21 protein-coding genes are annotated in these 24,687 nt (G+C 38.4%); 17 read left to right on the forward strand and 4 right to left on the reverse strand.

Going from position 1 to position 24,687, the window contains the following annotated elements; translation table 11 throughout:
• Window positions 1–184: 184 nt before the first annotated feature.
• The 7 genes from A5816_RS03640 (at window position 185) to rbfA (ending at window position 9,664) form a co-directional block, all read left to right on the forward strand.
• Window positions 185–4,537 (forward strand): PolC-type DNA polymerase III, encoded by a 4,353-nt coding sequence (locus tag A5816_RS03640; RefSeq protein WP_086310737.1) that lies wholly within the window; start codon window positions 185–187, stop codon window positions 4,535–4,537.
• Window positions 4,538–4,680: 143 nt separating this feature from the next.
• Window positions 4,681–5,154, forward strand: coding sequence for a ribosome maturation factor RimP (gene rimP, locus A5816_RS03645; protein ID WP_002288499.1), 474 nt, complete (start codon window positions 4,681–4,683; stop codon window positions 5,152–5,154).
• Window positions 5,155–5,176: 22 nt separating this feature from the next.
• Complete coding sequence (gene nusA, locus A5816_RS03650) at window positions 5,177–6,352, forward strand: transcription termination factor NusA (protein ID WP_002308903.1); 1,176 nt, start codon at window positions 5,177–5,179, stop codon at window positions 6,350–6,352.
• Between the two features lie 21 nt (window positions 6,353–6,373).
• Entirely contained in the window at window positions 6,374–6,667 is a 294-nt protein-coding gene (gene rnpM, locus A5816_RS03655; protein ID WP_002288501.1) for an RNase P modulator RnpM, read from the forward strand.
• Entirely contained in the window at window positions 6,664–6,975 is a 312-nt protein-coding gene (locus A5816_RS03660; protein ID WP_086310738.1) for a YlxQ-related RNA-binding protein, read from the forward strand. The genes rnpM and A5816_RS03660 overlap by 4 nt, the downstream gene beginning before the upstream one ends.
• Before the next feature lie 12 nt (window positions 6,976–6,987).
• Window positions 6,988–9,294 (forward strand): translation initiation factor IF-2, encoded by a 2,307-nt coding sequence (infB, locus tag A5816_RS03665; RefSeq protein WP_086310739.1) that lies wholly within the window; start codon window positions 6,988–6,990, stop codon window positions 9,292–9,294.
• Window positions 9,295–9,316: 22 nt separating this feature from the next.
• On the forward strand, window positions 9,317–9,664 hold the full coding sequence (gene rbfA / locus A5816_RS03670; protein WP_002308906.1) for a 30S ribosome-binding factor RbfA: 348 nt from the start codon (window positions 9,317–9,319) through the stop codon (window positions 9,662–9,664).
• A 108-nt stretch (window positions 9,665–9,772) separates the two neighbouring features.
• Here rbfA and A5816_RS16630 read toward each other — a convergent pair whose 3' ends face one another.
• Window positions 9,773–9,997 carry a sugar ABC transporter permease gene (locus A5816_RS16630; protein ID WP_086310740.1) on the reverse strand — a complete coding sequence of 75 codons (225 nt, stop codon included), beginning with the start codon at window positions 9,995–9,997 and terminating at the stop codon, window positions 9,773–9,775.
• Window positions 9,998–10,111: 114 nt separating this feature from the next.
• On the opposite strand from A5816_RS16630, the gene A5816_RS03680 reads away from it, so the two are divergent.
• The 7 genes from A5816_RS03680 to A5816_RS03710 all read left to right on the forward strand — a co-directional run bounded on the left by A5816_RS03680 (window position 10,112) and on the right by A5816_RS03710 (window position 18,954).
• Window positions 10,112–12,475, forward strand: a complete 2,364-nt coding sequence (locus tag A5816_RS03680; protein WP_086310741.1) for a phosphoketolase — start codon at window positions 10,112–10,114, stop codon at window positions 12,473–12,475.
• Window positions 12,476–12,843: 368 nt separating this feature from the next.
• The gene (gene truB / locus A5816_RS03685) at window positions 12,844–13,767 is read left to right on the forward strand and encodes a tRNA pseudouridine(55) synthase TruB (RefSeq protein WP_086310742.1); all 924 of its coding nucleotides are present in this window, start codon (window positions 12,844–12,846) and stop codon (window positions 13,765–13,767) included.
• A 3-nt stretch (window positions 13,768–13,770) separates the two neighbouring features.
• On the forward strand, window positions 13,771–14,712 hold the full coding sequence (gene ribF / locus A5816_RS03690; protein ID WP_002400329.1) for a riboflavin biosynthesis protein RibF: 942 nt from the start codon (window positions 13,771–13,773) through the stop codon (window positions 14,710–14,712).
• A gap of 392 nt (window positions 14,713–15,104) precedes the next feature.
• Complete coding sequence (locus A5816_RS03695; RefSeq protein WP_002308914.1) at window positions 15,105–15,890, forward strand: glucose-1-dehydrogenase; 786 nt, start codon at window positions 15,105–15,107, stop codon at window positions 15,888–15,890.
• Between the two features lie 12 nt (window positions 15,891–15,902).
• The gene (locus A5816_RS03700) at window positions 15,903–16,754 is read left to right on the forward strand and encodes a GRP family sugar transporter (protein WP_002288523.1); all 852 of its coding nucleotides are present in this window, start codon (window positions 15,903–15,905) and stop codon (window positions 16,752–16,754) included.
• 228 nt (window positions 16,755–16,982) lie between these two features.
• Complete coding sequence (locus A5816_RS03705; RefSeq protein WP_086310743.1) at window positions 16,983–17,474, forward strand: PH domain-containing protein; 492 nt, start codon at window positions 16,983–16,985, stop codon at window positions 17,472–17,474.
• Window positions 17,467–18,954, forward strand: coding sequence for a PH domain-containing protein (locus A5816_RS03710; RefSeq protein WP_086310744.1), 1,488 nt, complete (start codon window positions 17,467–17,469; stop codon window positions 18,952–18,954). Before A5816_RS03705 ends, A5816_RS03710 begins: the two co-directional genes overlap by 8 nt.
• A gap of 63 nt (window positions 18,955–19,017) precedes the next feature.
• Here A5816_RS03710 and A5816_RS03715 read toward each other — a convergent pair whose 3' ends face one another.
• On the reverse strand, window positions 19,018–19,470 hold the full coding sequence (locus A5816_RS03715) for a helix-turn-helix domain-containing protein (protein ID WP_002329339.1): 453 nt from the start codon (window positions 19,468–19,470) through the stop codon (window positions 19,018–19,020).
• A 460-nt stretch (window positions 19,471–19,930) separates the two neighbouring features.
• Window positions 19,931–20,299 (reverse strand): iron chaperone, encoded by a 369-nt coding sequence (locus tag A5816_RS03720; protein ID WP_086310745.1) that lies wholly within the window; start codon window positions 20,297–20,299, stop codon window positions 19,931–19,933.
• A 149-nt stretch (window positions 20,300–20,448) separates the two neighbouring features.
• On the opposite strand from A5816_RS03720, the gene A5816_RS03730 reads away from it, so the two are divergent.
• Window positions 20,449–20,931: a YbaK/EbsC family protein gene (locus A5816_RS03730; RefSeq protein ID WP_086310747.1), complete on the forward strand. Its 483-nt coding sequence runs from the start codon at window positions 20,449–20,451 to the stop codon at window positions 20,929–20,931.
• Window positions 20,932–20,967: 36 nt separating this feature from the next.
• Window positions 20,968–21,978 carry a S66 peptidase family protein gene (locus tag A5816_RS03735; RefSeq protein WP_086310748.1) on the forward strand — a complete coding sequence of 337 codons (1,011 nt, stop codon included), beginning with the start codon at window positions 20,968–20,970 and terminating at the stop codon, window positions 21,976–21,978.
• A 115-nt stretch (window positions 21,979–22,093) separates the two neighbouring features.
• On the opposite strand, the gene A5816_RS03740 is transcribed toward A5816_RS03735, so the two are convergent.
• Entirely contained in the window at window positions 22,094–22,807 is a 714-nt protein-coding gene (locus tag A5816_RS03740) for a hypothetical protein (RefSeq protein WP_086310749.1), read from the reverse strand.
• A 263-nt stretch (window positions 22,808–23,070) separates the two neighbouring features.
• On the opposite strand from A5816_RS03740, the gene A5816_RS03745 reads away from it, so the two are divergent.
• Window positions 23,071–24,660 (forward strand): alpha-glucoside-specific PTS transporter subunit IIBC, encoded by a 1,590-nt coding sequence (locus tag A5816_RS03745; RefSeq protein WP_086310750.1) that lies wholly within the window; start codon window positions 23,071–23,073, stop codon window positions 24,658–24,660.
• Window positions 24,661–24,687: the final 27 nt, after the last annotated feature.

Consider the following 24,687-nt stretch of genomic DNA (forward strand, 5'->3'; position numbering starts at 1 on the left):
CAGCTGAATCAGCTGTTTTTGACAACCTGATGTTTCGCTTTTAAAATTGGAACTGTGATGTGAATCACAGTTCCAATTTTTTAATGTAAAACTCAGAAAAAACGAGTATACTAAAAGGTACTGAAAAAGAAGAGGATACGATGTAATCAATTGCATAGTTTCTCATCAGAAAGGGCGTATATCTTTGTCAGAAAAACGAGATTTATTTGAAAAACTGTTGGAACAAATCCAACTAGAGGAAGCAGAAAAAAATCATCCACTGCTTACTGCTGGTGAAATGGATAGTGTAGTGGTCCATCGTAAATCGCGTTTATGGGAATTTACGCTGCATTTTTCTAAAATTTTGCCTATTATGCTGTATCGGTCATTGGCTCAGCATCTGACTGTCGCTTTTAAAGAGATTGCACAAGTCAAATTGAACATCTTAGCAGATGACCAGACATTCGATGAACAGCTCTTGCAAGATTACTGGGCCCAAGCTTTGGAAAATCAGCAATGCGATACACCACTAGCACAGCAAGTATTAAAAACGCAAGTACCTGTGATAAAAGATCGTAAAGTTATCTTGCCAATCGACAGTACAGGGGCTATTTCATATTTGAAACAGCAATACTTACCATTAGTAGAAGAGTTGTTCGTCAGTTACGGATTCCCAAAATTTCGTATCGAACCAGAAGTGGATGAGCAGCAAGCGGAACGTGTATTGAAACTTTTTGAAGAACGTAAACAAGAACAGGCAGAAGCCTTTATGAAGCAAGCAGCTGAAAGTCTAGTTGTTCATGAACAAAAGAAAAAAGAAAGAAAAGAACAGTCGCCATCTCTTGAAGGACCCATCCAACTAGGACGAAATATTCCAGCAGATGAGCCCACAACACCAATGATCAATATCGTCGAAGAAGAACGGCGAGTCACTCTTGAAGGGTATGTGTTCGATAAAGAAGTCAGAGAACTACGCTCAAAACGCAAGATCTTGACTTTGAAAATCACAGATTATACTTCATCATTTATTGTCAAAAAATTCTCAAATGGCGAAAAAGATGAACAGATATTTGATGCGATCAGTGTCGGCAGCTGGTTAAAGGTACGTGGAAGTATTCAGGAAGATACGTTTGTCCGTGATTTGGTCATGAATGCCCAAGATATCGTTGAAGTCAAACATACCCCTCGTAAAGATTATGCTCCTGAAGGGGAAAAACGGGTAGAACTTCATGTTCACAGCAATATGAGTACGATGGATGCAACGAATAGCATTTCTGATCTTGTGGCACAAGCAGGAAAATGGGGACACCGTGCCATCGCCATTACAGACCATGGTGGCGCACAAGCCTTTCCAGAAGCTCATAGTGCCGGAAAAAAAGCAGGCGTGAAAATCTTATACGGTGTGGAAGCAAATGTCGTAGATGACGGTGTACCTATTGCTTATAATGATGCACATGAAGCACTGAACGAAGCCACATATGTCGTATTTGACGTGGAAACGACAGGATTGTCTGCGGTATACGATACCATTATCGAGCTCGCTGCAGTCAAAATGTACAAAGGAAATGTGATCGAAAGCTTTGATGAATTTATCGATCCAGGACACCCTTTATCACGAACAACGGTGGATCTGACTGGTATTACGGATGAAATGGTTCGAGGATCGAAGTCAGAAGAAGAAGTCCTGCGGATGTTTCTTGAATTTTCAAAAGATACAATTCTGGTAGCCCACAACGCGGCTTTTGATATGGGGTTCTTGAATACTAGCTACGCAAGATATGGCATTCCTGAAGCAACTAATCCAGTTATTGATACCTTAGAATTAGCCAGATATCTGTATCCGCAATTCAAACGTTTCGGATTAGGTGTGTTATCCAAAAAATTTGGTGTCAGCTTGGAACAGCATCACCGAGCAATCTATGATGCTGAAGCAACAGGTCACTTAGCTTGGATTTTTGTCAAAGAAGCAATGGACAATCATCACATGCTTTATCATGATCAGCTAAATGAGCATATCGGAGAAGGAGATTCTTACAAACGAGCCCGACCTTTCCATGTAACGATTTTAGCAAAGAATCAGGCAGGACTGAAAGATCTGTTCAAACTGATTTCAATGTCGAATGTCGAATACTTCGAACGTGTCCCGCGAATACCACGCTCCCAATTGAAAAAGATGCGTGAAAATCTATTGATCGGCTCAGCTTGTGATAAGGGAGAAATCTTCGAAGCCATGATGCAAAAAGGGGTAGAAGAGGCAAGAAACCGAGCAAAATTCTACGATTATATTGAAGTTATGCCAAAACCGGTCTATGCACCTTTGATCGAGCAAGAATTGGTAAAAAATGAACATGATTTGGAAGAAATTATCCAAAACTTAGTAGAAATCGGAAAAAGTTTGGATAAAATCGTTGTTGCAACAGGCAACGTTCATTATCTCAACGAAGAAGATGCCATTTACCGAAAAATTTTGATCAATTCTATGGGCGGAGCGAATCCGTTGAATCGTCATAGTTTGCCAGATGTCCATTTCCGAACAACCGATGAGATGCTCACCGCTTTTCACTTTTTAGGGGAAGAAACAGCAAAAGAGATCGTAGTGGATAATACGAATAAAATCGCAGATATCTGCGAAGAAGTGATTCCAGTCAAAGATGAACTTTATACACCGAAGATTCCAGGTTCAGAAGATGAGATATCAGAATTGAGTTACACAAAAGCAAAACAAATGTACGGAGATCCGTTACCTGAAATTATCCAAAAACGATTAGAAAAAGAGTTGAATTCTATTAATGGTAATGGTTTCTCGGTTATTTATCTGATCGCCCAAAAGCTTGTGCATAAAAGTAATGAAGATGGCTATCTAGTAGGTTCACGTGGCTCTGTTGGCTCTAGCTTTGTTGCAACGATGACTGGGATCACTGAAGTGAATCCTTTAGCTCCCCATTATTACTGTCCAGAGTGCCAATATTCCGAGTTCTTTGAAGATGGCACGTACGGTTCTGGATTTGATATGCCAGAAAAACAATGTCCAAAATGTGGTGCACGCTTAAATAAAGATGGTCATGATATCCCATTTGAGACATTTTTAGGTTTCCATGGAGACAAAGTGCCCGATATTGATTTGAACTTCTCAGGTGATTATCAAGCAGAAGCACATAACTATACGAAAGTATTGTTTGGTGAAGACTATGTTTACCGTGCCGGAACGATTGGTACAGTCGCCGACAAAACAGCATATGGCTATGTAAAAGGTTATGAAAGGGACAATAATCTGCAGTTTCGAAGTGCAGAAGTCGACAGATTGGCAAAGGGTGCAACAGGAGTCAAACGGACAACTGGTCAGCATCCTGGGGGGATCATCGTTATTCCAGATTATATGGATGTTTACGACTTTACGCCGATCCAATATCCAGCAGACGATCAAAATTCGGAATGGAAAACGACCCACTTTGATTTCCACTCAATTCACGATAATGTATTGAAATTGGATATTCTAGGACACGATGACCCAACTGTTATACGGATGCTTCAAGATTTATCAGGGATTGATCCACAAACGATTCCTACAGATGACCCGGAAGTGATGCGGATATTTGCTGGTCCTGAAGTACTAGGGGTAACCCAGGAACAGATTTATTCTAAAACAGGAACATTAGGTATTCCAGAATTCGGCACTCGTTTTGTTCGAGGAATGCTAGAAGAAACACATCCTACAACTTTTGCAGAACTACTTCAAATATCCGGACTATCTCATGGTACAGATGTATGGTTAGGAAATGCCGAAGAATTGATTCGACGTGGGGATGCGACATTGGCGGAAGTAATCGGCTGTCGTGATGATATCATGGTTTATTTGATTCATGCTGGATTAGACAGCGGGATGGCATTTAAGATCATGGAAACTGTTCGTAAAGGGCAATGGAACAAGATTCCTGATGAATTGAGAGAAACCTATCTATCCGCGATGAAAGAAAATAATGTGCCTGATTGGTATATCGATTCTTGTTCAAAGATCAAGTATATGTTTCCGAAAGCCCATGCTGCAGCTTATGTATTGATGGCTCTTCGTGTTGCTTATTTTAAAGTTTATTTCCCTATTTTGTATTACTGTGCATACTTTTCTGTACGTGCGGATGATTTTGATCTAGTTTCCATGTGCAAAGGAAAAGATGCTGTGAAACAAGCAATGAAAGAAATCACGGACAAAGGGCTAGATGCTTCCGTAAAAGAAAAAAATCAGCTGACCGTGCTAGAATTAGCCAATGAAATGTTAGAACGAGGATTCAAATTTGGGATGATCGATCTGTACAAATCGGATGCTGTTAATTTTGTTATCGAAGGAGATACGTTGATTGCGCCATTTAGAGCTGTCCCTAGTTTGGGAACCAATGTAGCAAAACAAATCGTTGAGGCAAGAAAAGATGGTCCATTTTTATCTAAAGAAGATCTTGCTACTCGCGGGAAAGTTTCAAAAACATTGATCGAATATATGAACGATAATGGTGTATTGAAAGATTTACCAGACGAAAACCAATTATCGTTATTCGATATGTTATAAGCATCTGTTATCTTGTCTGCTTGTAATTTTAAGCAGAGTATGGTATAGTTTTTATAGGTAATGATACTAACTGTGAGTGAGCGGATTTTTCGCTCACTCTTTTTAATGGAATTACGTACTTAATTTTTAAGGAGGCGAAACTTTTGAGTAGCGTCGTTGAAACAGTCACGGAAATGGTGACACCGATTTTAGATGAACAAAATTTTGAACTTGTCGAAGTCGAATTTGTAAAAGAAGGAAAAAGCTGGTTCTTACGAGTATTTATTGACAAAGAAGGCGGAATCGATATCGAAGAATGTGCCTTTGTCAGTGAGAAACTGAGCGAAAAACTTGATGCAGCAGATCCAGATCCGATTCCTCAAGCTTATTTCCTGGAGGTATCCTCCCCTGGAGCAGAGCGGCCATTGAAAAAAGAAAGCGACTATGAAAAGGCACTTGGCGATTATGTCCATGTCTCCTTATACCAACCAGTAGATGGCGAAAAACAATACGAAGGATTTCTTCAATCATTTGATGCTGAACAGCTTACATTGAAAATACGCATAAAAACACGAGAAAAAGAATTGACTTTTGACCGAAAAAATATTGCAAAAGCTCGCTTAGCTATCCAATTTTAATCACGGAGAGGAATCAGAAAAAATGAGTAAAGAAATGTTAAATGCGTTAGACGCTTTAGAAGCTGAAAAAGGGATCTCAAAAGAAATCGTGATCGATGCTTTAGAAGCAGCATTGGTTTCTGCATACAAACGCCACTATGGCCAAGCACAAAATGTCGAAGTGGAATTTGATCAGAAAAAAGGAAAGATCCATGTCTATGCAGTAAAAGAAGTAACGGAAGAAGTGATGGATTCACAGTTGGAAGTCTCATTGAAAGATGCACTTTTGATTAATCCAGCATATGAGATCGGTGATACGATCCGTTTTGAAGTCACACCAAAAGATTTTGGGCGGATTGCTGCGCAAACAGCTAAACAAGTTATTTTGCAGCGTGTACGTGAAGCAGAAAGAACGATCATTTATAACGAATTCAGTGCTTATGAAAAAGACATCATGCAAGGAATCGTCGAACGTCAGGATAAACGTTATATTTATGTCAACCTTGGCAAAATAGAGGCAGTTCTTTCTAAACAAGATCAAATGCCAAACGAATTTTACCAACCTCACGATCGTATCAAAGTCTATGTTTCTCGAGTAGAAAATACATCTAAAGGTCCGCAAGTATTTGTTAGCCGCAGCCATCCGGATCTATTGCGTCGCTTATTTGAGCAAGAAGTCCCAGAAGTTTATGATGGAATCGTTGAAATCGTCAGCATTGCCCGTGAAGCCGGCGATCGATCAAAAGTAGCTGTCCGTTCAAACGATCAGAACATCGACGCAGTCGGTACATGTGTTGGACCAAAAGGACAACGTGTCCAAGCAATCGTCAATGAATTAAAAGGCGAAAACATGGATATCGTTGAATGGAATGAAGACCCAGCTGTATTCATTGCAAATGCATTGAATCCTGCACAAGTCATGGATGTGATTTTTGATGAAACAAATCCTAAAGCTTGCACAGTTGTCGTTCCAGACTATCAATTATCGTTAGCAATCGGTAAACGTGGACAAAACGCACGTTTAGCTGCTAAATTGACTAACCATAAAATCGATATCAAATCAGAATCTGATATGGCGGAATTTTATGAAAAACAAGAACAACAAAACGAAACAGAAGAATTGCATGACGAAGCAATCGTTCAGTCAGATTTGACAGACGATGAGTATGAAGCAATTGCGTTCAATAATGAAACGGTCGAAGAAAAACCAGAAGCTTAACTTTAGTAAGGAGGCAAAGAGATGAAACAAAGGAAAATTCCTTTACGCAAATCCGTGGTTTCAGGTGAAATGAAACCTAAAAAAGAGATGGTCCGAATCACCCGTTCAAAAGAAGGGGAAGTATCGATCGATCCAACTGGAAAAATGCCTGGACGAGGAGCGTATGTCTCACTTGAGCCGGAAGAAGTACAACAAGCTTGGGATAAAAAAATTCTCGATCGAGTACTCGAAACAACTTTAACAGATGAGTTTTATCAAGAACTTCTTGACTATGTCACTCACCAAAAAGCACGTAAAGAGTTATTTGGAAAATGAACACAGTCAATCGGCAAAAAGCCATGAATCTCATGGGTCTGGCGATGCGCGCGGGAAAACTGATTACGGGCGAAGAACTGATCATAGCTGAAATCCGCAAACAAAAAGCAAAATTGGTGTTTGTGGCAACAGATGCAAGTGAGAATACAAGAAAAAAGATAAAAGATAAGAGTTCATACTATGAAGTTCCTTGCTTTGAGCTATTTTCTGAAGCAGAAATCACGCAGATGATCGGAAAACCTCGCAAGGTATTCGGAATAATGGATGCCGGATTTGCGAAGAAGACCAAGGAGCTAATTGAAGGTTAGGAAGGTGATTGCATGGGCAATAAAAGAATCTATGAATTAGCAAAAGAACTCAAAAAATCTAGTAAAGACGTCGTGGAAAAAGCACAACAACTTGGCATCGATGTGAAAAACCATATGGGTGCGATTACTAGCAGTGATGAGAAGAAATTGCAACAAGCGTTCAAAAACCCAAGCACGAAACAACAAGCTGCACAACAAGCAAGCAGAAAACCAGCCAATCAACAGCCGAACGATCAACGTAAAAAAGAAACAACAAATACTCAACAAAAAAATAAAAATAACCGCAGTTATCAAGATCGCGGTCAAGGGAGCGGTCAAGTGAATCAAGGAAAAAAACCAACAACAAACCAAAATAATACGGGGAATACTAGCAGTCAAAATCGTCCAGGAACGAGCCAAGGCGGCAATCAAAACCGTACCAACAATAACAACAAACCAAACAATAACAATCGCGGCAAATTTAATAATAACAACCGTAATCGTTATAATAAAAAGGGTAAAAAAGGCAAACAGCAACAATCAACTAAGCCAGCTGTACCACCACGCAAATTCCGTGAATTGCCAGATGTATTAGAGTATACTGAAGGCATGAACGTAGCAGATATCGCGAAAAAAATTCATCGTGAACCAGCAGAAATCATTAAAAAATTATTTATGCTTGGCGTCATGGTCAATCAAAACCAAGCACTGGATAAAGATACGATTGAACTGTTAGCCACGGACTATGGTATGGAACCACAAGAAAAAGTCCAAGTTGATATTGCAGATATCGATAAATTCTTCGAGTCAGAAGAAGTTGATCCAGACAAATTAGTCTCACGTCCGCCAGTAGTAACAATTATGGGACACGTAGACCACGGGAAAACAACCTTATTGGATACATTGCGCCATTCACGTGTAACAAGCGGCGAAGCCGGCGGAATCACACAGCATATCGGTGCCTATCAGATTGATATTGATGGCAAACCAATCACTTTCTTGGATACACCAGGACATGCGGCCTTTACAAGTATGCGTGCACGTGGAGCAAGTATCACAGATATCACGATTTTAGTTGTCGCTGCAGATGACGGTGTCATGCCGCAAACCGTTGAAGCAATCAACCATGCCAAAGCAGCAGGCGTTCCAATTATCGTCGCTGTAAACAAAATTGATAAACCAGGTGCAAACCCTCAACATGTTATGCAAGAATTAAGTGAGTATGAGTTAATTCCTGAAGCATGGGGTGGAGAAACGATCTTTGTTGAGATCTCAGCGAAATTCGGCCAAAACATCGAAGAATTGCTAGAAATGATCCTGTTAGTCGCAGAAGTAGAAGATTTAAAAGCAGATCCAACACAACGCGCAATCGGAACTGTGATCGAAGCACGTCTTGATAAAGGTAAAGGTCCTGTGTCAACCTTACTTGTCCAAGAAGGAACACTTCATGTTGGTGACCCAATCGTTGTCGGTAATACTTACGGACGTGTCCGTGTAATGACAAACGATCTTGGCCGTCGCGATAAAGAAGCAGGACCTGCAACGCCAGTAGAAATCACTGGCTTGAATGATGTACCTCAAGCAGGTGACCGTTTCGTAGTCTTCGAAGACGAAAAGACAGCACGTGCAGCGGGGGAAGAACGCGCAAAACGTGCATTATTGGAAAACCGTGCTGCAAGCAGCCGTGTAACCTTGGACAACTTGTTTGAAAGCTTGAAAGAAGGCGAGTTGAAAGAAGTTAACGTCATTATCAAAGCCGACGTTCAAGGGTCAGCAGAAGCATTAGCTGCCTCATTGAAAAAAATCGAAGTTGAAGGCGTACGTGTGAAAATCGTCCATTCAGCGGTAGGTGCAATCAATGAAAGTGACGTAACACTTGCAGCAGCAAGTAATGCGATCATCATTGGATTTAATGTCCGTCCTACACCTCAAGCAAAAGCGCAAGCAGAAGCTGAAGAAGTAGACATTCGTTTACACCGTATCATTTACAAAGCTATTGATGAAATCGAAACAGCGATGAAAGGAATGCTTGACCCAGAATATGAAGAAAAAATCACTGGTCAAATGATTGTACGTGAAACATTCAAAGTATCCAAAGTCGGCACGATCGCTGGTGCATATGTAACAGAAGGCTATATCCGCAGAGATAGCGGTGTCCGTGTGATCCGTGACGGTATCGTTATCTATGAAGGCCAATTGGCAAGTTTGAAACGTTTCAAAGATGACGTAAAAGAAGTCAAAATGGGCTATGAATGCGGTGCTATGATTGAAAAATTCAATGACATCAAAGTAGATGACGTAATTGAAGGATTCGTTATGGAAGAAATCAAAAAAGACTAATATCTAAAGGAGGTTCCTCGATATGGCAAATTATCGCGACCGTCGAGTTGGTCAAGAAATCTTAAAAGAAGTCAATGCGATCCTACGTAAAAAAGTAAGAGATCCTCGTGTGCAAGATGTAACGATCACTGATGTACACGTAACAGGCGATCTTCAACAAGCAACAATCTATTACAGTATCCTTTCTGATTTAGCTTCTGAAAAGAAAAAAGCACAAGAAGGATTGGATAAAGCATCAGGATTGATTCGTCGAGAGCTAGGGCACAATCTAAGTATTTACAAAACACCTGAATTGTCCTTTGAATTAGATGAATCAGTTGTCTATGGCAACCATATCGATGAATTGCTTCGCGACTTGAACAAAGACTAATCAAAAAATCCCGTAAATCCTGTGAAATCAGGGGTTGCGGGATTTTTTTTGTTTTCATTAAGACGTATTACCTAAGAGTTCCATGACTTTAGTCTTGCGGCGTGTCAGCTAACCAAAAAAGAGAAAAAGAAAAGAAAAAAATTCGACTTTCTTTTTTCTATAGTATATAAATTTTTGCATATAGATAAAGATCAAGATACCGATGACGGAAGCTAGATTGTAATCCATTGTAGTGACAGTCAGGTTATATAGCCAAGTAACTAGAAGATCAGTGGAACCTACACTATAAAAGTTTGAATTTGTCGGTCCGCCACTAATTAAAAGAAAAATCACGTTGAAGTTTTTGACTAGATATAAAATCTAAGCAAATGAACAGAAGTGCTTATTAGGTTTCAATTAGGAGTATCTGCGCTAGAATAAGAGTAATAATGAAAAGGAGTGTTACGTATGGATTATTCTAGTAAAGAATACTTTGATAAAATGACGGCTTGGTGGCGTGCTGCCAATTATCTTTCTGTCGGGCAAATTTATCTTAAAGATAACCCCTTACTGAGACATACATTGAAACCAGAAGATGTCAAAAAACATCCAATCGGTCATTGGGGAACGATTCCTGGTCAAAATTTTATTTATGTCCATTTGAACCGAGTCATCAATAAATATGATTTGAACATGTTTTATATCGAAGGACCAGGACACGGCGGACAAGTCATGGTATCGAATGCTTATTTAGATGGAAGTTACACAGAAATCTATCCAGAAGTAACGGAAGATGAGACAGGAATGCAAAAATTATTCAAGCGATTTTCATTTCCTGGAGGCATTGCTTCTCATGCAGCACCAGAAACACCAGGTTCTATCCATGAAGGGGGAGAGCTTGGATACTCTCTTTCACATGGAGTCGGAGCTGTATTAGACAATCCTGAAGTAATCTCTGCTGTCGTGATTGGTGATGGTGAAGCAGAAACCGGTCCTTTAGCTGGAAGCTGGTTCTCAAATGTCTTTATCAATCCGGTGAAAGATGGAGCTGTTTTACCAATCCTTCATTTAAATGGTGCTAAAATAGCCAACCCAACGATCTTGGCACGTAAATCAGATGGAGAATTAGCAAATTACTTTAACGGACTTGGCTGGGAACCTTTCTTTATTGAAGGAAATGATCCAGAAAAATTAAATCCTGTTATGGCTGAAAAAATGGATCAAGCAATCGAGAAAATCAAATCCATCCAAAAAGAAGCTCGCCTGAAGACAGCAACAGATGTCGCGATGCCAAAATGGCCAGTATTGATCGTACGCACACCAAAAGGATGGACCGGTCCAGAAGAATGGGACGGGGAGCCAATTGAAGGAACCTTCCGTGCACACCAAGTACCGATTCCTGTAGATCAAGAACATATGGATCATGCAGATGCTTTACTCCGTTGGTTGAAATCCTATGAACCAGAAAAATTATTTGATGCACAAGGACGTATTTTAGAAGAAATCAGAGAAATCGCGCCCACTGGTGACCAAAGAATGGCAAAAAATCCTATCACCAATGGCGGAATCGATCCGAAACCGCTTGTTATGCCAGATTGGAAAAAATATACTTTGCAATTTGAACAACCGGGCTCCGTTAAAGCAGAAGATATGACCGAACTTGGTAAATTCGTTCGCGAGATCATTGAGAAAAATCCAGAAAATTTCCGTATATTTGGTCCAGATGAAACAAAATCAAACCGATTGAATCAAGTTTTCAAAACGACAAATCGCCAATGGATGGAAAAAATAGAACTAGAAAACGATGAATGGCTTTCGCCATCTGGTCGCGTCATTGACAGCCAATTATCGGAACACCAAGATGAAGGGTTCTTAGAAGGGTACGTTCTGACTGGACGGCATGGTTTTTTTGCAAGTTACGAATCATTCTTGCGAGTGGTTGACTCTATGCTGACTCAGCACTTCAAATGGATGCGGAAATCACATGACCTTTCTTGGCGAAATGATTATCCTTCGCTGAATCTCATTGCAAGTTCAACAGTCTTCCAGCAAGATCACAATGGATATAGCCACCAAGATCCAGGAATATTGACACATTTGGCAGAAAAGAAGGCGGAGTTCATCCGTGAATATCTGCCTGCAGATGCAAATACATTGCTCGCAGTCATGGATAAAGTATTCCGCTCGTCAGAAAAAATCAATTTGATCATCTCTTCCAAACATCCGCGTGCTCAATTTTACTCAGCAGAAGAAGCAGCCGTCTTAGTGAATGAAGGCTTGAAAATCATTGATTGGGCTTCGACAGCAAAAGAGGAGGAACCTGAATTGGTCATTGCTGCTGCAGGAACGGAATCTAACTTAGAAGCATTAGCAGCTGTGACTTTGCTGCTGGAAGAATTCCCAAAACTAAAAATCCGGTTCATCAATGTCGTAGATTTATTGAAATTACGTCATCCAAGTCAAGATCCGCGTGGGTTGAGCGATGAAGAATTTGACCAATATTTTACAAAAGACAAACCGATCTTATTTGCTTTCCACGGTTATGAAACATTGGTCCGCACGATTTTCTTTGATCGTCATAACCATCATTTAATGATTCATGGCTACAAAGAAAACGGAGATATCACGACACCATTTGACATGCGTGTGGTAAATGAACTTGACCGTTATCATTTGGCAAAAGATGCAGCTTTAAAAATCAAAGGAAGTCAAGCAGAAGATTTTGCAAAAAAAATGGATCAGAAATTACAAGAACATCAAAACTATATTCGTGAAAATGGTATTGATCTGCCAGAAGTATTGGATTGGAAATGGAAAAATCTTGGCCAATAAAGTGATAAAATCGACCCTGAAAAACAGATTTTTTTACATTGATCAAGAAACTGAAAAAATAAATAAAAAAAACGGAAAAAAGACTGGAAGAATGACCAGTCTTTTTTTTCGTTTTTGGGAAGTGAAAACCAATCTATTTACCTGTAAGCCACCCATAAATCCAATCAAATGGTGCAAAGAAAAAATCTTCCATTCTATTCCCTCCTTTAAAAAAAGCATAACACGATTTCTATTTACGTGAGCATGAATTTTGTTACGTTTTTATTGCCGAAAAATAAAAACCGTTCATTATGATGTCAAATTCGTCAGTAATAGATGCAATGTGTTATAATAATTTAGTTAAATCAAAAATGAAATGGAGAAAAGACATGGACGGGTTATTACCTTTATGGAAAGAACGCGGAATGACAAGTCATGATTGCGTATTTAAATTAAGAAAAATCTTACATACGAAAAAAATCGGACATGGGGGTACGCTTGACCCGGATGTAGACGGTGTATTGCCTATTTGTATCGGGAAAGCCACAAAAGTTATCGAATATTTGACAGATTCTGGGAAAATCTATGTGGGCGAGATGACTCTAGGTTTCAGTACAACGACGGAAGATCGATCCGGAGAACGAGTAGAAACAAAACCAGTGGATATGTCTTTATCTGAAGAAAAAATAGATGAAGCGATGGCTTCATTTATTGGTGAGATTACCCAGATACCGCCCATGTACTCAGCAGTAAAAGTAAACGGTAAGCGGTTATATGAATATGCACGGAATAACGAACCAGTGGAGCGGCCTGTTAGAAAGGCTCAAATTTACCGTTTTATCCGAACAAGTGAACTAACAAGAGACGAAGTGGCAGGAACCATTTCTTGGCGTTTCGAAGTAGAATGTGGGAAAGGAACCTATGTCCGTACATTAGCTGTGGATACAGGCAAGAAACTTGGTTACCCTGCACACATGTCTGATCTCACTCGAACAGCAAGTGCCGGTATGGCCCAAAAAGAAGCGTTAACATTAGAAGAAGTAGCTCAAGCTGTAGAAAACGGTACGATCGATGAGTATTTGCTGCCAATTGAAAAAGGAGTGGAACGGTTCAAACGAGTAGATATCACTGATGAGGTATGGCAGAAAGTAAAAAACGGTATGAGACTTGATTATACTGTATTCGCGCTCCCAGAAATGCCTTCAGAGGAAATTGCCTTATTTTATAAAGAAAAAGTCGTAAGTATCTATCAGCCAAACCCGAAAGAAAAAAATAAACTAAAACCTAGTAAAGTATTGAGAAATGAGGAATAACGAATGAATATCATCAAGATCAGACATCCTTACCAACCAGAACAAATTCCAGAAGACGATGTCGTTTTAGTACTGGGATTTTTTGACGGCGTGCATATTGGACACCAGAAAGTCATAAAGACAGGTATGGAAATTGCACAAAAAGAAGGATTGAAACTAGCATTGATGACTTTCAATCAACATCCATCGATTGTTTTTAAGAAGATCGATCCTAGCAGTGTGAAGTATTTGACTAGCCTGAAGCAAAAAGAAGAAAAAATGGCAGCTTTGGGTATCGATTATTTATATGAAGTCGATTTTACTTCTTCTTTTGCTCATTTAGCGCCACAAGAGTTTGTTGATCAATATATCGTAGGATTACATGCGAAATATGCTGTTTCCGGTTTTGATTACACCTATGGACCAAAAGACATCGCGGACGTCGCTCATTTTCCTGAATATGCTAAGGGAAGATTCAAAATCGTCACAGTCTCTAAAGAAGAAGAACAAGGCGAAAAAATCAGCTCTACACGTATTCGAGGATTGCTAGACAGCGGTCAAGTAAAAGAAGCGGCAAAACTATTAGGTTGCATATACGAGGTAGAAGGGGTAGTTGTTCATGGCGATGCACGAGGAAGATTATTAGGATTCCCTACAGCAAATGTCAAAGTAAAGAGCACAGTCCATTTACCTAAAGAAGGTGTTTATGTATCGGAAATAAAAATTGGGGAAACTTGGTATCCAGCCATGGGTTCAATTGGACATAATGATACATTTGGTGAAGGACGAGAGCTGACTGTAGAGTTGTATATTTTGGACTTTAATCAAGATATCTATGGCGAGCATGTCAAAGTACGTTGGAATCAATTTTTAAGAGATCAAGTGAAATTTTCAAGTGTAGAGGAATTGATTGAACAACTCAAAGAGGATGAACAAGCAACAGCTGAATATTTTTCTCAGCAATAAAATAATGTCCGTGAGAGCTAATCTTTATGCATAACTAGCAATTACAACGAAATGGTTGATAAATAAGCGCATGAAAGGGCTGTGACAAAAGTCTTGTCACAGCCCTTTTTCCGAATAAACGGTGTTCCAGAAGTAGCTTCTACGGAAATAAGCCGAAATTTCACAAAAATTTGAGAATCCATTTTCGTCAATTCCTTCTTATTTCTTGAAGCTGAACACTTCTGTCACAACCTCTTTCTTTATAAAAATAGAAGGATGCTACCAATCGATGAAAACGATTACTGGAGCGTATCATTTGCTTTAGACTATATATATTGGTGTACACTCACTTTAAGGCGGAAATAAAAGTTATCCGTAATAACAGGTTTAGGTATAAAAAAGGAGTGGGTACTATGTACAAGGAATTAGAAAACAAAGTCGCAGTAGTAACTGGCGGATCAAAAGGGATTGGAACAGCGATTGCTCAACGATTCGGGAAAGAAAAAATGAATGTAGTCGTCAACTATAATTCGGATAAAGAAGGGGCAGAAAAAGCAGTCAAAGCAATCGAAGAGGCAGGCGGAAAAGCAGTCTCTGTACAAGCAGATGTCAGTTCTGAAGAAGGAATACAGCGTTTACTTGATACGGCTTTAGAAAATTTTGGGACACTGGACATTTGGGTTAATAATGCTGGGATGGAAAATCAGCATCCGACCCATGAACTTAGCCTTGAAGATTGGGAAAGAGTATTAAAAGTCAATTTGACTGGCGTTTTTATCGGAACGAAAGCAGCTTTGAATTATTTTACAGAGAATGATAAAAAAGGAAATATCATCAATATGTCTTCTGTTCATGAACAAATCCCATGGCCAACATTTGCTCATTACGCTGCTTCAAAAGGCGGGGTAAAATTATTTACCGAAACGGTAGCAATGGAGTACGCACCTAAGGGAATCAGAATCAATAGTATAGGACCTGGCGCTATCCGTACACCTATTAATGCGGCAAAATTTGATGATCCTGAACAAAAAGAACTCTTGGAAAGTATGATCCCGCTAGGACGCGTAGGTGAACCCAAAGAAATAGCAGCGGCAGCTGCATGGTTGGCTTCAGACGAATCCAGTTATGTTACAGGTATTACACTATTTGCAGATGGTGGGATGACTTTATATCCTTCTTTCCAAGGTGGAAAAGGATAAGGGTGAATGAAAATGGGTTTATTGATTGCATTGATCCCGGCAGTTGGGTGGGGGATCCAACCGCTGATTTTGAAAAAGATTGGCGGCAGACCAACAAATGAGATATTAGGAACTGGTATTGGAGCCGTGCTCGTTGGCTTACTTGTTCAATTATTCGCTTCTCCAGCTGGTATTTCAGTGACTACATTTTTGATTAGTTTACTTTCTGGTGCATTTTGGGTTATTGGACAAACAGGACAGTATACATCTTTCAACTTGATTGGTGTTTCTAAAACGATGCCTATCTCGACTGCATTACAGTTAGTCGGAACCTCGTTGATTGGTGTCTTCGCTTTTGGAGAATGGTCTGGAAGTATGGGGAAAATCATTGGTGCAGCAGCGATCATTCTTCTTGTATTTGGTTCTGCTTTAACGGCAATCAGTGATGATCCTGGAAAAAAAGGCGGTATCACAAAAGGAATCAGTCTATTAGCATCAACAAGTATTGGTTATTGGGTTTACAGTGCATTGCCCAAACTAGTTGATGCAAGCGGACTTTCCATTTTCTTTCCGCAAATGATCGGTGTCTTTTTAGGGGCAGTTATTTATGTGATTTTCCGAAAACCAACTGCATTTTCTGAAGACAAGAGTTGGAAAGCAACAATAGTTGGAGCCATCTTCAGTGTGTCAGCGTTGGCTTATATTTTTTCAGCGAATGAAAATGGGGTTGCTACTGCATATATCATTACACAGCTAAACGTAGTTATCTCTACATTAGGCGGTATGTACATCCTGCATGAAAATAAGACACCAAAAGAAAAAAAATTAACGATTATCGGCTTGTTGCTGATCGTAGTAGGAAGTATGGTCACGGTCTTTATTTGAGGATAAAGATGGTAAAAATTTGATGACTCCTAGATATGTCTAAGGAACGAGAAAACATAAAAAATGTTTTTTCGTTCCTTATTTTTTATTATCAATTAAGCTTCAGCGTAAAATTTCCGAAAAAATTTTTCATATAATGATAGACGGAATACAAAATTATGCGGTAACATGGAAGTAATAAAAATAACAGCTAGTAGTTTGCTGAAGTAAAGATGAAAGTGTGAAATGATGAATTATCCATTACTATCAAAAAAAATGTCGTATAAAATTAAAACTGTTTGGCGTAAAAGCACCTATGTATCTAGCACTATTTTTATGCTGATTGGAGTCGTAGCAGTAGGCACTTTAGCATGGTTTAATCATTTGAATGGTGTTTGGATATGGCTTTTGGGCAGCTATTTCTTAGTTGGTTTAATAATTTTCGTTTTCTCGATGCTATTGATTCCTTATCGCTATAAATTTTATCGATACGAAATCACAGCAGAGGATCTTGCGTTTCAAAAAGGATTTATTTTCCGCTCCCTTACTTATGTTCCAATGAATCGTATTCAGCATGTAGAAACGGAACAAGGGCCATTCTTAAGACAAGAGAATTTAATGGAAATCGTTATCCATACCGCTGCTACTAGTCATCATATTGCAGGTTTAGATGTACAAGAAGCAATGGATTTACGTCAGCAGATTATTGAACTGATTAAGGTGGTAAAAGAGGATGCTTGAAAAAAAGAGATTTCACCCTTTAGCTTTGATACTTTTATTTTTTCAAGAACTAAAAACCTGGTCCTTCCTTTTTTTCTTTATCTTCATCAATATACAACGACTAGCTGGTAACGTCTGGTTAGCAGTCTCCGCTGTATTATTGATTTTTGTTATCATATCTATCTCAGCACTGTTGAGATATCTTACACAAGGATATCAAATTTATCCTGAAAAAATCATTATTTATCATGGGGTATTTCGCAAACACGAAACAGATATTCCTTATGAACGGATTCAAACAATCAAGCAGAAACAATGGTTTTTCTTGCAACCATTTCGTGTGGTAGAGTTAATGATTGAAACCGCTAGCGGCGGTTCCACCGAAAAAGCAGAAGCATCTTTGCTAGCAGTTAGCGAAGAATTGATAGAAGTAATTGAGAACTATCGTATCAGTAAAAAATTTGAATGCTCCCAGTCAAAGATAACATATAAAGTTGAAGATTCCTTCTACTCATATCAGGTAACAAACAGACAAATACTGTTATTTGGTATTACAGATCTCAATATGCTAACAGTGGCAGCTGCTATTTCCATTTTTCTTGATGATTTTATCCCAGATGATTGGATAGAGCAGGCTTTATCTGCTTCACAAAAATTGATAAGATTCGGCCTACTGGTGTTTGTGGGGATTATTGCCCTTATTTTGTTACTACTCGCTTTTTTATCAATCGTCAGGAATTTTTTTAAATACTATCATTTTAGAGTAAGCCGACAAGAAACAACGTTAACAATAGAGAGCGGTTTGTTAGAACGACGTATACAAAAAATTCCTTTAAAGAAAATACAAGGAATTAAAATTCGTCAGCAATTGATTCGAAAGTTATTAAGGATTTCGTCTGTCGAACTTTTACTGGCAGGTGGGCAAGAAGAAAGAGAGAGTGCGAAAATCTATTTTTTACCGATCATTGCTGATGACGAGTTGTATGAGAATCTCCATAGATTACTACCAGAGTGGTCATTTTCAAATCCTGAAATCCAGTATATTTCTCGAAAAAAATTATGGTATTTTTGGCGTTGGCCGTTAATTCTATTATTACCAATGATCGTAGGAGCTTTTCATTTCAATCTTTGGTTGGGACTGTTAGGTTCTCTATTTTTAATGACTCTTCTCCTATTGACCTGGTTGAATGCTTATTATCAAGGATTCGCTATTCAAACCACATCACGAATTTGTATACAGACTTTTACAGTTCTGACAAAAATCCAAACTATTGTTGATAGAGATAAGATCCAATCCTTTACGGAAAAAACGACTCACCGACTATTCAAGAAAAGAATTGGTCATATAAAGTTTTGTTTGAAAACAGGGACTTCTGCGGAAAAAGTTGCATTACGTTATGTAGAAAAGCAAACAATCGATGTGTTGAAGAATACATTTTTGAAAAATAGAATGATAAAGGGATATAATAGAACTGAGTCCTTTAAAATAAACAATAAGTAATTATTAGAAAAAATAGCGCTAGAATTTCCAACATCTCTGGAATTTCTAGCGCTTTTTAATTGTTTAAGATACAAGTGAAATATCTGTCTGCATCAATAATTTTCCATTGATCCATTGACTAAAGTTCGTTACATAATTAAAATTACCACCTATCAGTATCTCCGCATGATTATCTTTATAAAGGTCGTATTGTAAAAGACGGTCTTTTTTATTTGCATAAACATCGTTATGGTACTGGACTAATTGTTCTCGGAATTGATTGATCGCTGTAAAATCACGATACTGAAGGTTGAAACGCATCGTGATTGGTGCATCTAGCATGAATCGTTGCATGTCTTTTGCTGCTTCATCTGCTTGATCTCCGTAAAGAAATTCAAAAAGATTACGTTCAGAAAATTTCCATTGTCCGCCGACCTTTGTTCCTTTTAGTTTTCCTTCATGAAGATAATTTCTGATAGAACGTGTAGTAACACCTAATTGTTCGGCTAATTCATTTACTGAGTAAAAATCTTTCAATGTTCACCCTCCTATGTGAATGGTTCTATTGGTTTGGTTGTTAGTTGCTTTATCACGAGATGTAGAAAGAACGATCTCACTTAAAGTCATTGCAAAAAACGAATCAGAAAATTCTAACTTTTCTTTCTCTAAAGAAATTCATTCTCTTCTAAAGTGATATTATATTTAAATATACCTGAAAATAATGGATAGTATTATGAAAGATTGCTGATATTTTCTCGTATTTTTTCCTTATTCAAAAGATTTGCAGGAAAATTGCTGAAAAAATAATTTTACTAAGTTGAAAATTCAAGGTCATTCGTATCAGTGTTTTTTTTCAGCACAAGAAAGACTCCTTATAAAAACAGCAGATACTTTGCCAATTAAGTGTTTAACCAGTGAGGATAAAAAGGATAGAACAAAGCCTGTACAAGGTAATGGATAGATTCTTCACCAGTACAGGTTTTGTTTGTATAAAGCTTTATCGCCAAAATTTATCATGATCTTTCTTGTCTTCAATATTAAATGCAATCAATTGGTCAATCAGTTCCCAATTGATTGCACTTTTCCAAGGAACTTTGATGACATTATCCGTATATATGTAGCCAATTTCTTGGATAGTCTTTTCAAGGGCACGAATCGCTGGTTTTTCTGGTGCGATGGAAAAATGATTTTTAGCAAAACTGAATGCAATAATAAAGGTACCATGATCAGTAAAGATAGGCTGGTTCCATTTTACAGTTGTGTCTAGCTGGGGATATGTCTTCGCTATCTTAGAGAAAAGGTCATTGATCTTTTGTTGATTTTCTTTTTCTTTTATTTGATCAATAATCAGCCGAAATTTTTCCATTCTAAAACGCCTCCATTAAGTGGTTTGATTTATTTTACCAGAAAAACAATGGTTATGTATAAAAATAAATTAGAAAACAAGCAATATTGTATCCGGTATATTTTGATGATAAGATGGCTCAAAGACCAAAATAGAAAAGAGGCATAAAAATGATCGACTTGGCAAAGAAATTCTCACACGCAAATATTTATTTTGAGTTGTATCATCATCGAACTATTTATACAAATGAAGATGCTTTGGTGGTGAAGAAAGAGCAAGGATTTACAGGCACAGAGACCAAAAGCTTATTCTTAAAAGATAAAAAAGATAATAATTATGTATATCTGACTTTTACTACGAAACAAACGGATTTCAAAGCATTAGGAAAGATCATCGGTAAAAGGCTTTCTATTGTTTCATCAGAACGGATGGAAGAACAAACGGGACAAAAACAGGGTGCTGTTTCTCCATTTGGTTACGAAGAACAGATACCGCTTATTATTGACGAAGAACTATTGTCAAAAGAAAAACTTGTTTTTGCACCAGGGAGGCCAGATCAAACGATGGTCATCAAAACGGTTGACCTAAACAAAATCATTCAGCTACTTGAAATACCAATATTTTTGATGCCAGCAAATGAAAATAACAACTAATCAAACAAAATAGCGCGTACTAGGAGCTGAAGCAATATGATAAGATATCCGTTATTAGGTAGAAATACGACGATTGGGGTTACTGCACCATCATCGGGCGTACCAGAAGAACACCACCTGTTACTAGGAATGGCTTTAAAGAGTATGGAAGAAAAATCTTTTCATGTCGTTACTGGAAAGTCGCTGTGGACGCAAGATAAAGAAAAATCAGCTCCAGCAAGAGAACGAGCAGATGAATTCAATCAAATGATGCAAGATGAGAATATCCAAATGATCCTTCCGCCTTGGGGAGGAGAATTATTGATTGAGATCCTCGATTCTGTCGATTTCGATGCGCTACAGCCAAAATGGATAGTAGGTTATTCAGATATTAGTACGTTGCTACTCGCCGTCACATTAAAAACAGGGATAGCCACTGCACATGGGACCAACCTTATTGATTTAAGAGGAAATTATTCAGATCAAACGACAGCGATGTGGAAAAGTGTACTAGAAACAGGCAAAGGAGAATCAATCTTACAGCATTCTTCTGAAAAATATCAAAAAGAATGGCATCATGAGCAACCGTCACCTTCAGTTTTCCATCTTACTGAACCAACAAATTGGCAATCAGTCAGCGGAGATGCAGTAAGGATAAAAGGTCGATTATTAGGTGGTTGTATAGATACGATCAGACATTTAATTGGTACACCTTATGGAGATGTCCAAACGTTTAAAAGAACGTATAATGATGGAAAGCCAATCTTGTGGTTTCTAGAAAACTGTGAGCTATCGTCCGTTGATTTACGAAGATCACTTATTCAGATGAAACTAGCAGGATGGTTCGAGGACAGCTCTGGTATCATGTTCGGCAGAAGTGCAGCAGAGGATCTGCTAGATTATCGAATGAAGGATGTATATGAAGATCTTTCAAAAGAATTGAACATACCAATCTTGTATGATATTGATTGCGGTCATGTACCGCCACAACTAACATTGATCAACGGTGCCTACGCAGAAGTAGCGGTAGAAGATGGAAAAGCGACTATTTTGCAAACGTTTATTTAATAAAATTTTTTCCTGCCTTGGAGTCTATCAAAGACCAATAAATCTAAATAGAAAAGAAAATGAAAGAAGCTGACAGTATTTTGTCAGCTTCTTTTCCTATGATCTATTAGAAAGTCTAATTATCTATAACTGTCACATCGATTAACTGTTTCACGTCATTGGGTTTGCCTGTAGGAATAGCAACCACAGATGCATGATCAATGATTTCTTGAGTTGTTTTTTTAATGAATGCTGGATCAGAGGCTTGATCTGCAGGTATTTGCCAATGTGAAGGAACTGGATAACTAGTGATCGTCCCGTCGTGGTTACTAGAATACACTAAAATTCCCTGGTAGCCGTATTTTCCAGTAAGCATAACTACGTCTTTTGGATAACCTACGCTCCCTGCATCATAGGGATCGATAGGTGTTCCTGCCGGATAATGAATAACATGTAGTTCAAAATCGCCTGATGCATCTTTAAAAGTATTCCCCTTGACAGCCAGCCAAACGCGTGCGTACTCAATTTGCAGATCAGAATATCCTGCTAACGGATCTACTGACTGAGAAGACTGTGAGAAGGATGTGTCTGCTGTAGAAGAAGAAAGACTCGTGTCAACTGTACCACTAGATATAGAAGAAGGGTTAGACTCTGAAAGTTTGCTGGTGGTTGAAGATGTATTCGATTCAGAAGAAGCTGATTTCTGTGTACTTGATTTTTCAGCTGAACTAGTTTGTCTGATGGAACTTTTGACTGCGGTCGCAGATGACTCACTGGTTTCTTTACTAGCAGATGTACATCCTACAAGGAATAAGGAGATCGACGCTAAAATAAACCCTAACTTTTTCATATAAAACACCTCGTCATTTTATTTAATACCAGTATAGCATAATTCTAAATTTCTCTGGTTAAAGGAGAAGCATAGAAAAAATTTATATACACTGTTTAAGTCTGTTTTTTATTTATGTATTTAGGAAAATTTCCCATTATCTGCAACCTAAGAACTACTATTGAAATCAAGGTTCTTAAAATGTAATAGCTATTGTAACCGATTTCTTTTGTGCTTATACTAAATCTGCGACACAAGATGTGTATGGAAGGAGTTGACTTATTATGATAATGGAAAAGATTCAACGCTTTGGCGGAGCTATGTTTACACCGGTTTTGCTCTTTTCTTTTTCGGGGATCATGGTAGCTTTATGTATTATCTTCAAAAACCCTATGTTAGTAGGGAGTATTGCTACAGAAGGAACAGCATGGTATTCGATCTGGTCAGTGGTTGAAAGTGGTGCTTGGACCGTATTCAATCAAATGGAGTTGTTGTTTGTTATTGGATTACCTATCGGATTGGCTAAAAAAGCAAGTGCTAGAGCAGTGATGGAAGCATTTGTAGTCTATATTACTTGTAATTATTTCATTTCTACTATGTTAGGCTTTTATAGCGGATTTTTTGGTGTTGATTTTTCTGCCGATCCGGGCGGTGCGAGTGGACTGAAAATGATTGCGGGTATCAAAACATTGGATACAGGAATTATAGGGGCAATCTTGATTTCAGCTGTTGTAGTGTATCTGCATAATCGATTCTTTGATAAAAAGCTGCCGGATTTTTTAGGAATCTACCAAGGGTCATCATTTGTTGTGATTATTAGTTTTTTCATCATGTTACCTATTGCATTTTTGATCTGCCTTATCTGGCCTAAGATCCAGTCGGCAATCAGTTCATTGCAAGGTTTCTTAGCGGGTGCTGGTATCTTTGGTGTCTGGCTTTACACTTTTTTAGAACGTATTTTGATTCCAACCGGTTTACATCATTTTATTTACGCACCGTTTGCATTTGGTCCAGCAGTAGTAGAAGAAGGGATTGCGAGATACTGGATGACACATCTTCAGGAGTTTGCTCGCAGCGAACAGCCACTTAAGCAGCTCTTTCCAGAAGGCGGTTTTGCTTTGCACGGGAATTCAAAGATATTCGCTTCTCCAGGTATTGCCGCAGCGTTTTACTTCACTGCAAGACCTGAGAATAGGAAAAAAGTGCTGACGATCCTGATCCCAGCCACTTTGACAGCTGTTTTGGCGGGTATCACTGAGCCATTAGAATTTACGTTTCTATTTATATCTCCACCTTTGTTTGCTGTTCATTCACTTTTGGCTGCTACAATGGCGGCAATGATGTATGGTTTTGGTGTGGTAGGGGATATTGGTGGTGGATTTATTGACTTGTTCGTGAAAGTCTGGATTCCATTATTTCAAAACCATAAAGGAATGATCTTTACCCAACTAGTGATTGGTCTAGCTTTTACAGGAATCTATTTTATTGTGTTCCGATACCTGATTCTCAAATTCGATATTGCCACTACGGGGAGAGAAGAGAATACCGACGCTGTTAAATTATATACTAAAAAAGACTACAAAGAAAAACAGGGGAAAACTTCAAAAACAGAAATTGAAAATCTATATGCAATTCAGGCTGCTGTTTATTTAGAAGGTTTTGGAGGGGCTGACAATATCGAAAAAGTCACAAATTGTGCTACACGCTTAAGAATAACTGTAAAAAATGAAACGTTGGTTTTAGAAGATACGGTTTTTAAAGAAGGTGGAGCACACGGTGTAGTGAGAAACGGCAATGCTTTTCAAGTAATAGTTGGTTTGGACGTGCCACAAGTACGTGAACAATTTGAACGTTTATTAGAAATAGAACAATAGTTTCACAAAAATCTTAACAGACAAATA

The organism is Enterococcus sp. 3G1_DIV0629 (genome assembly GCF_002141285.1).
Lineage (GTDB): Bacteria > Bacillota > Bacilli > Lactobacillales > Enterococcaceae > Enterococcus_B > Enterococcus_B lactis.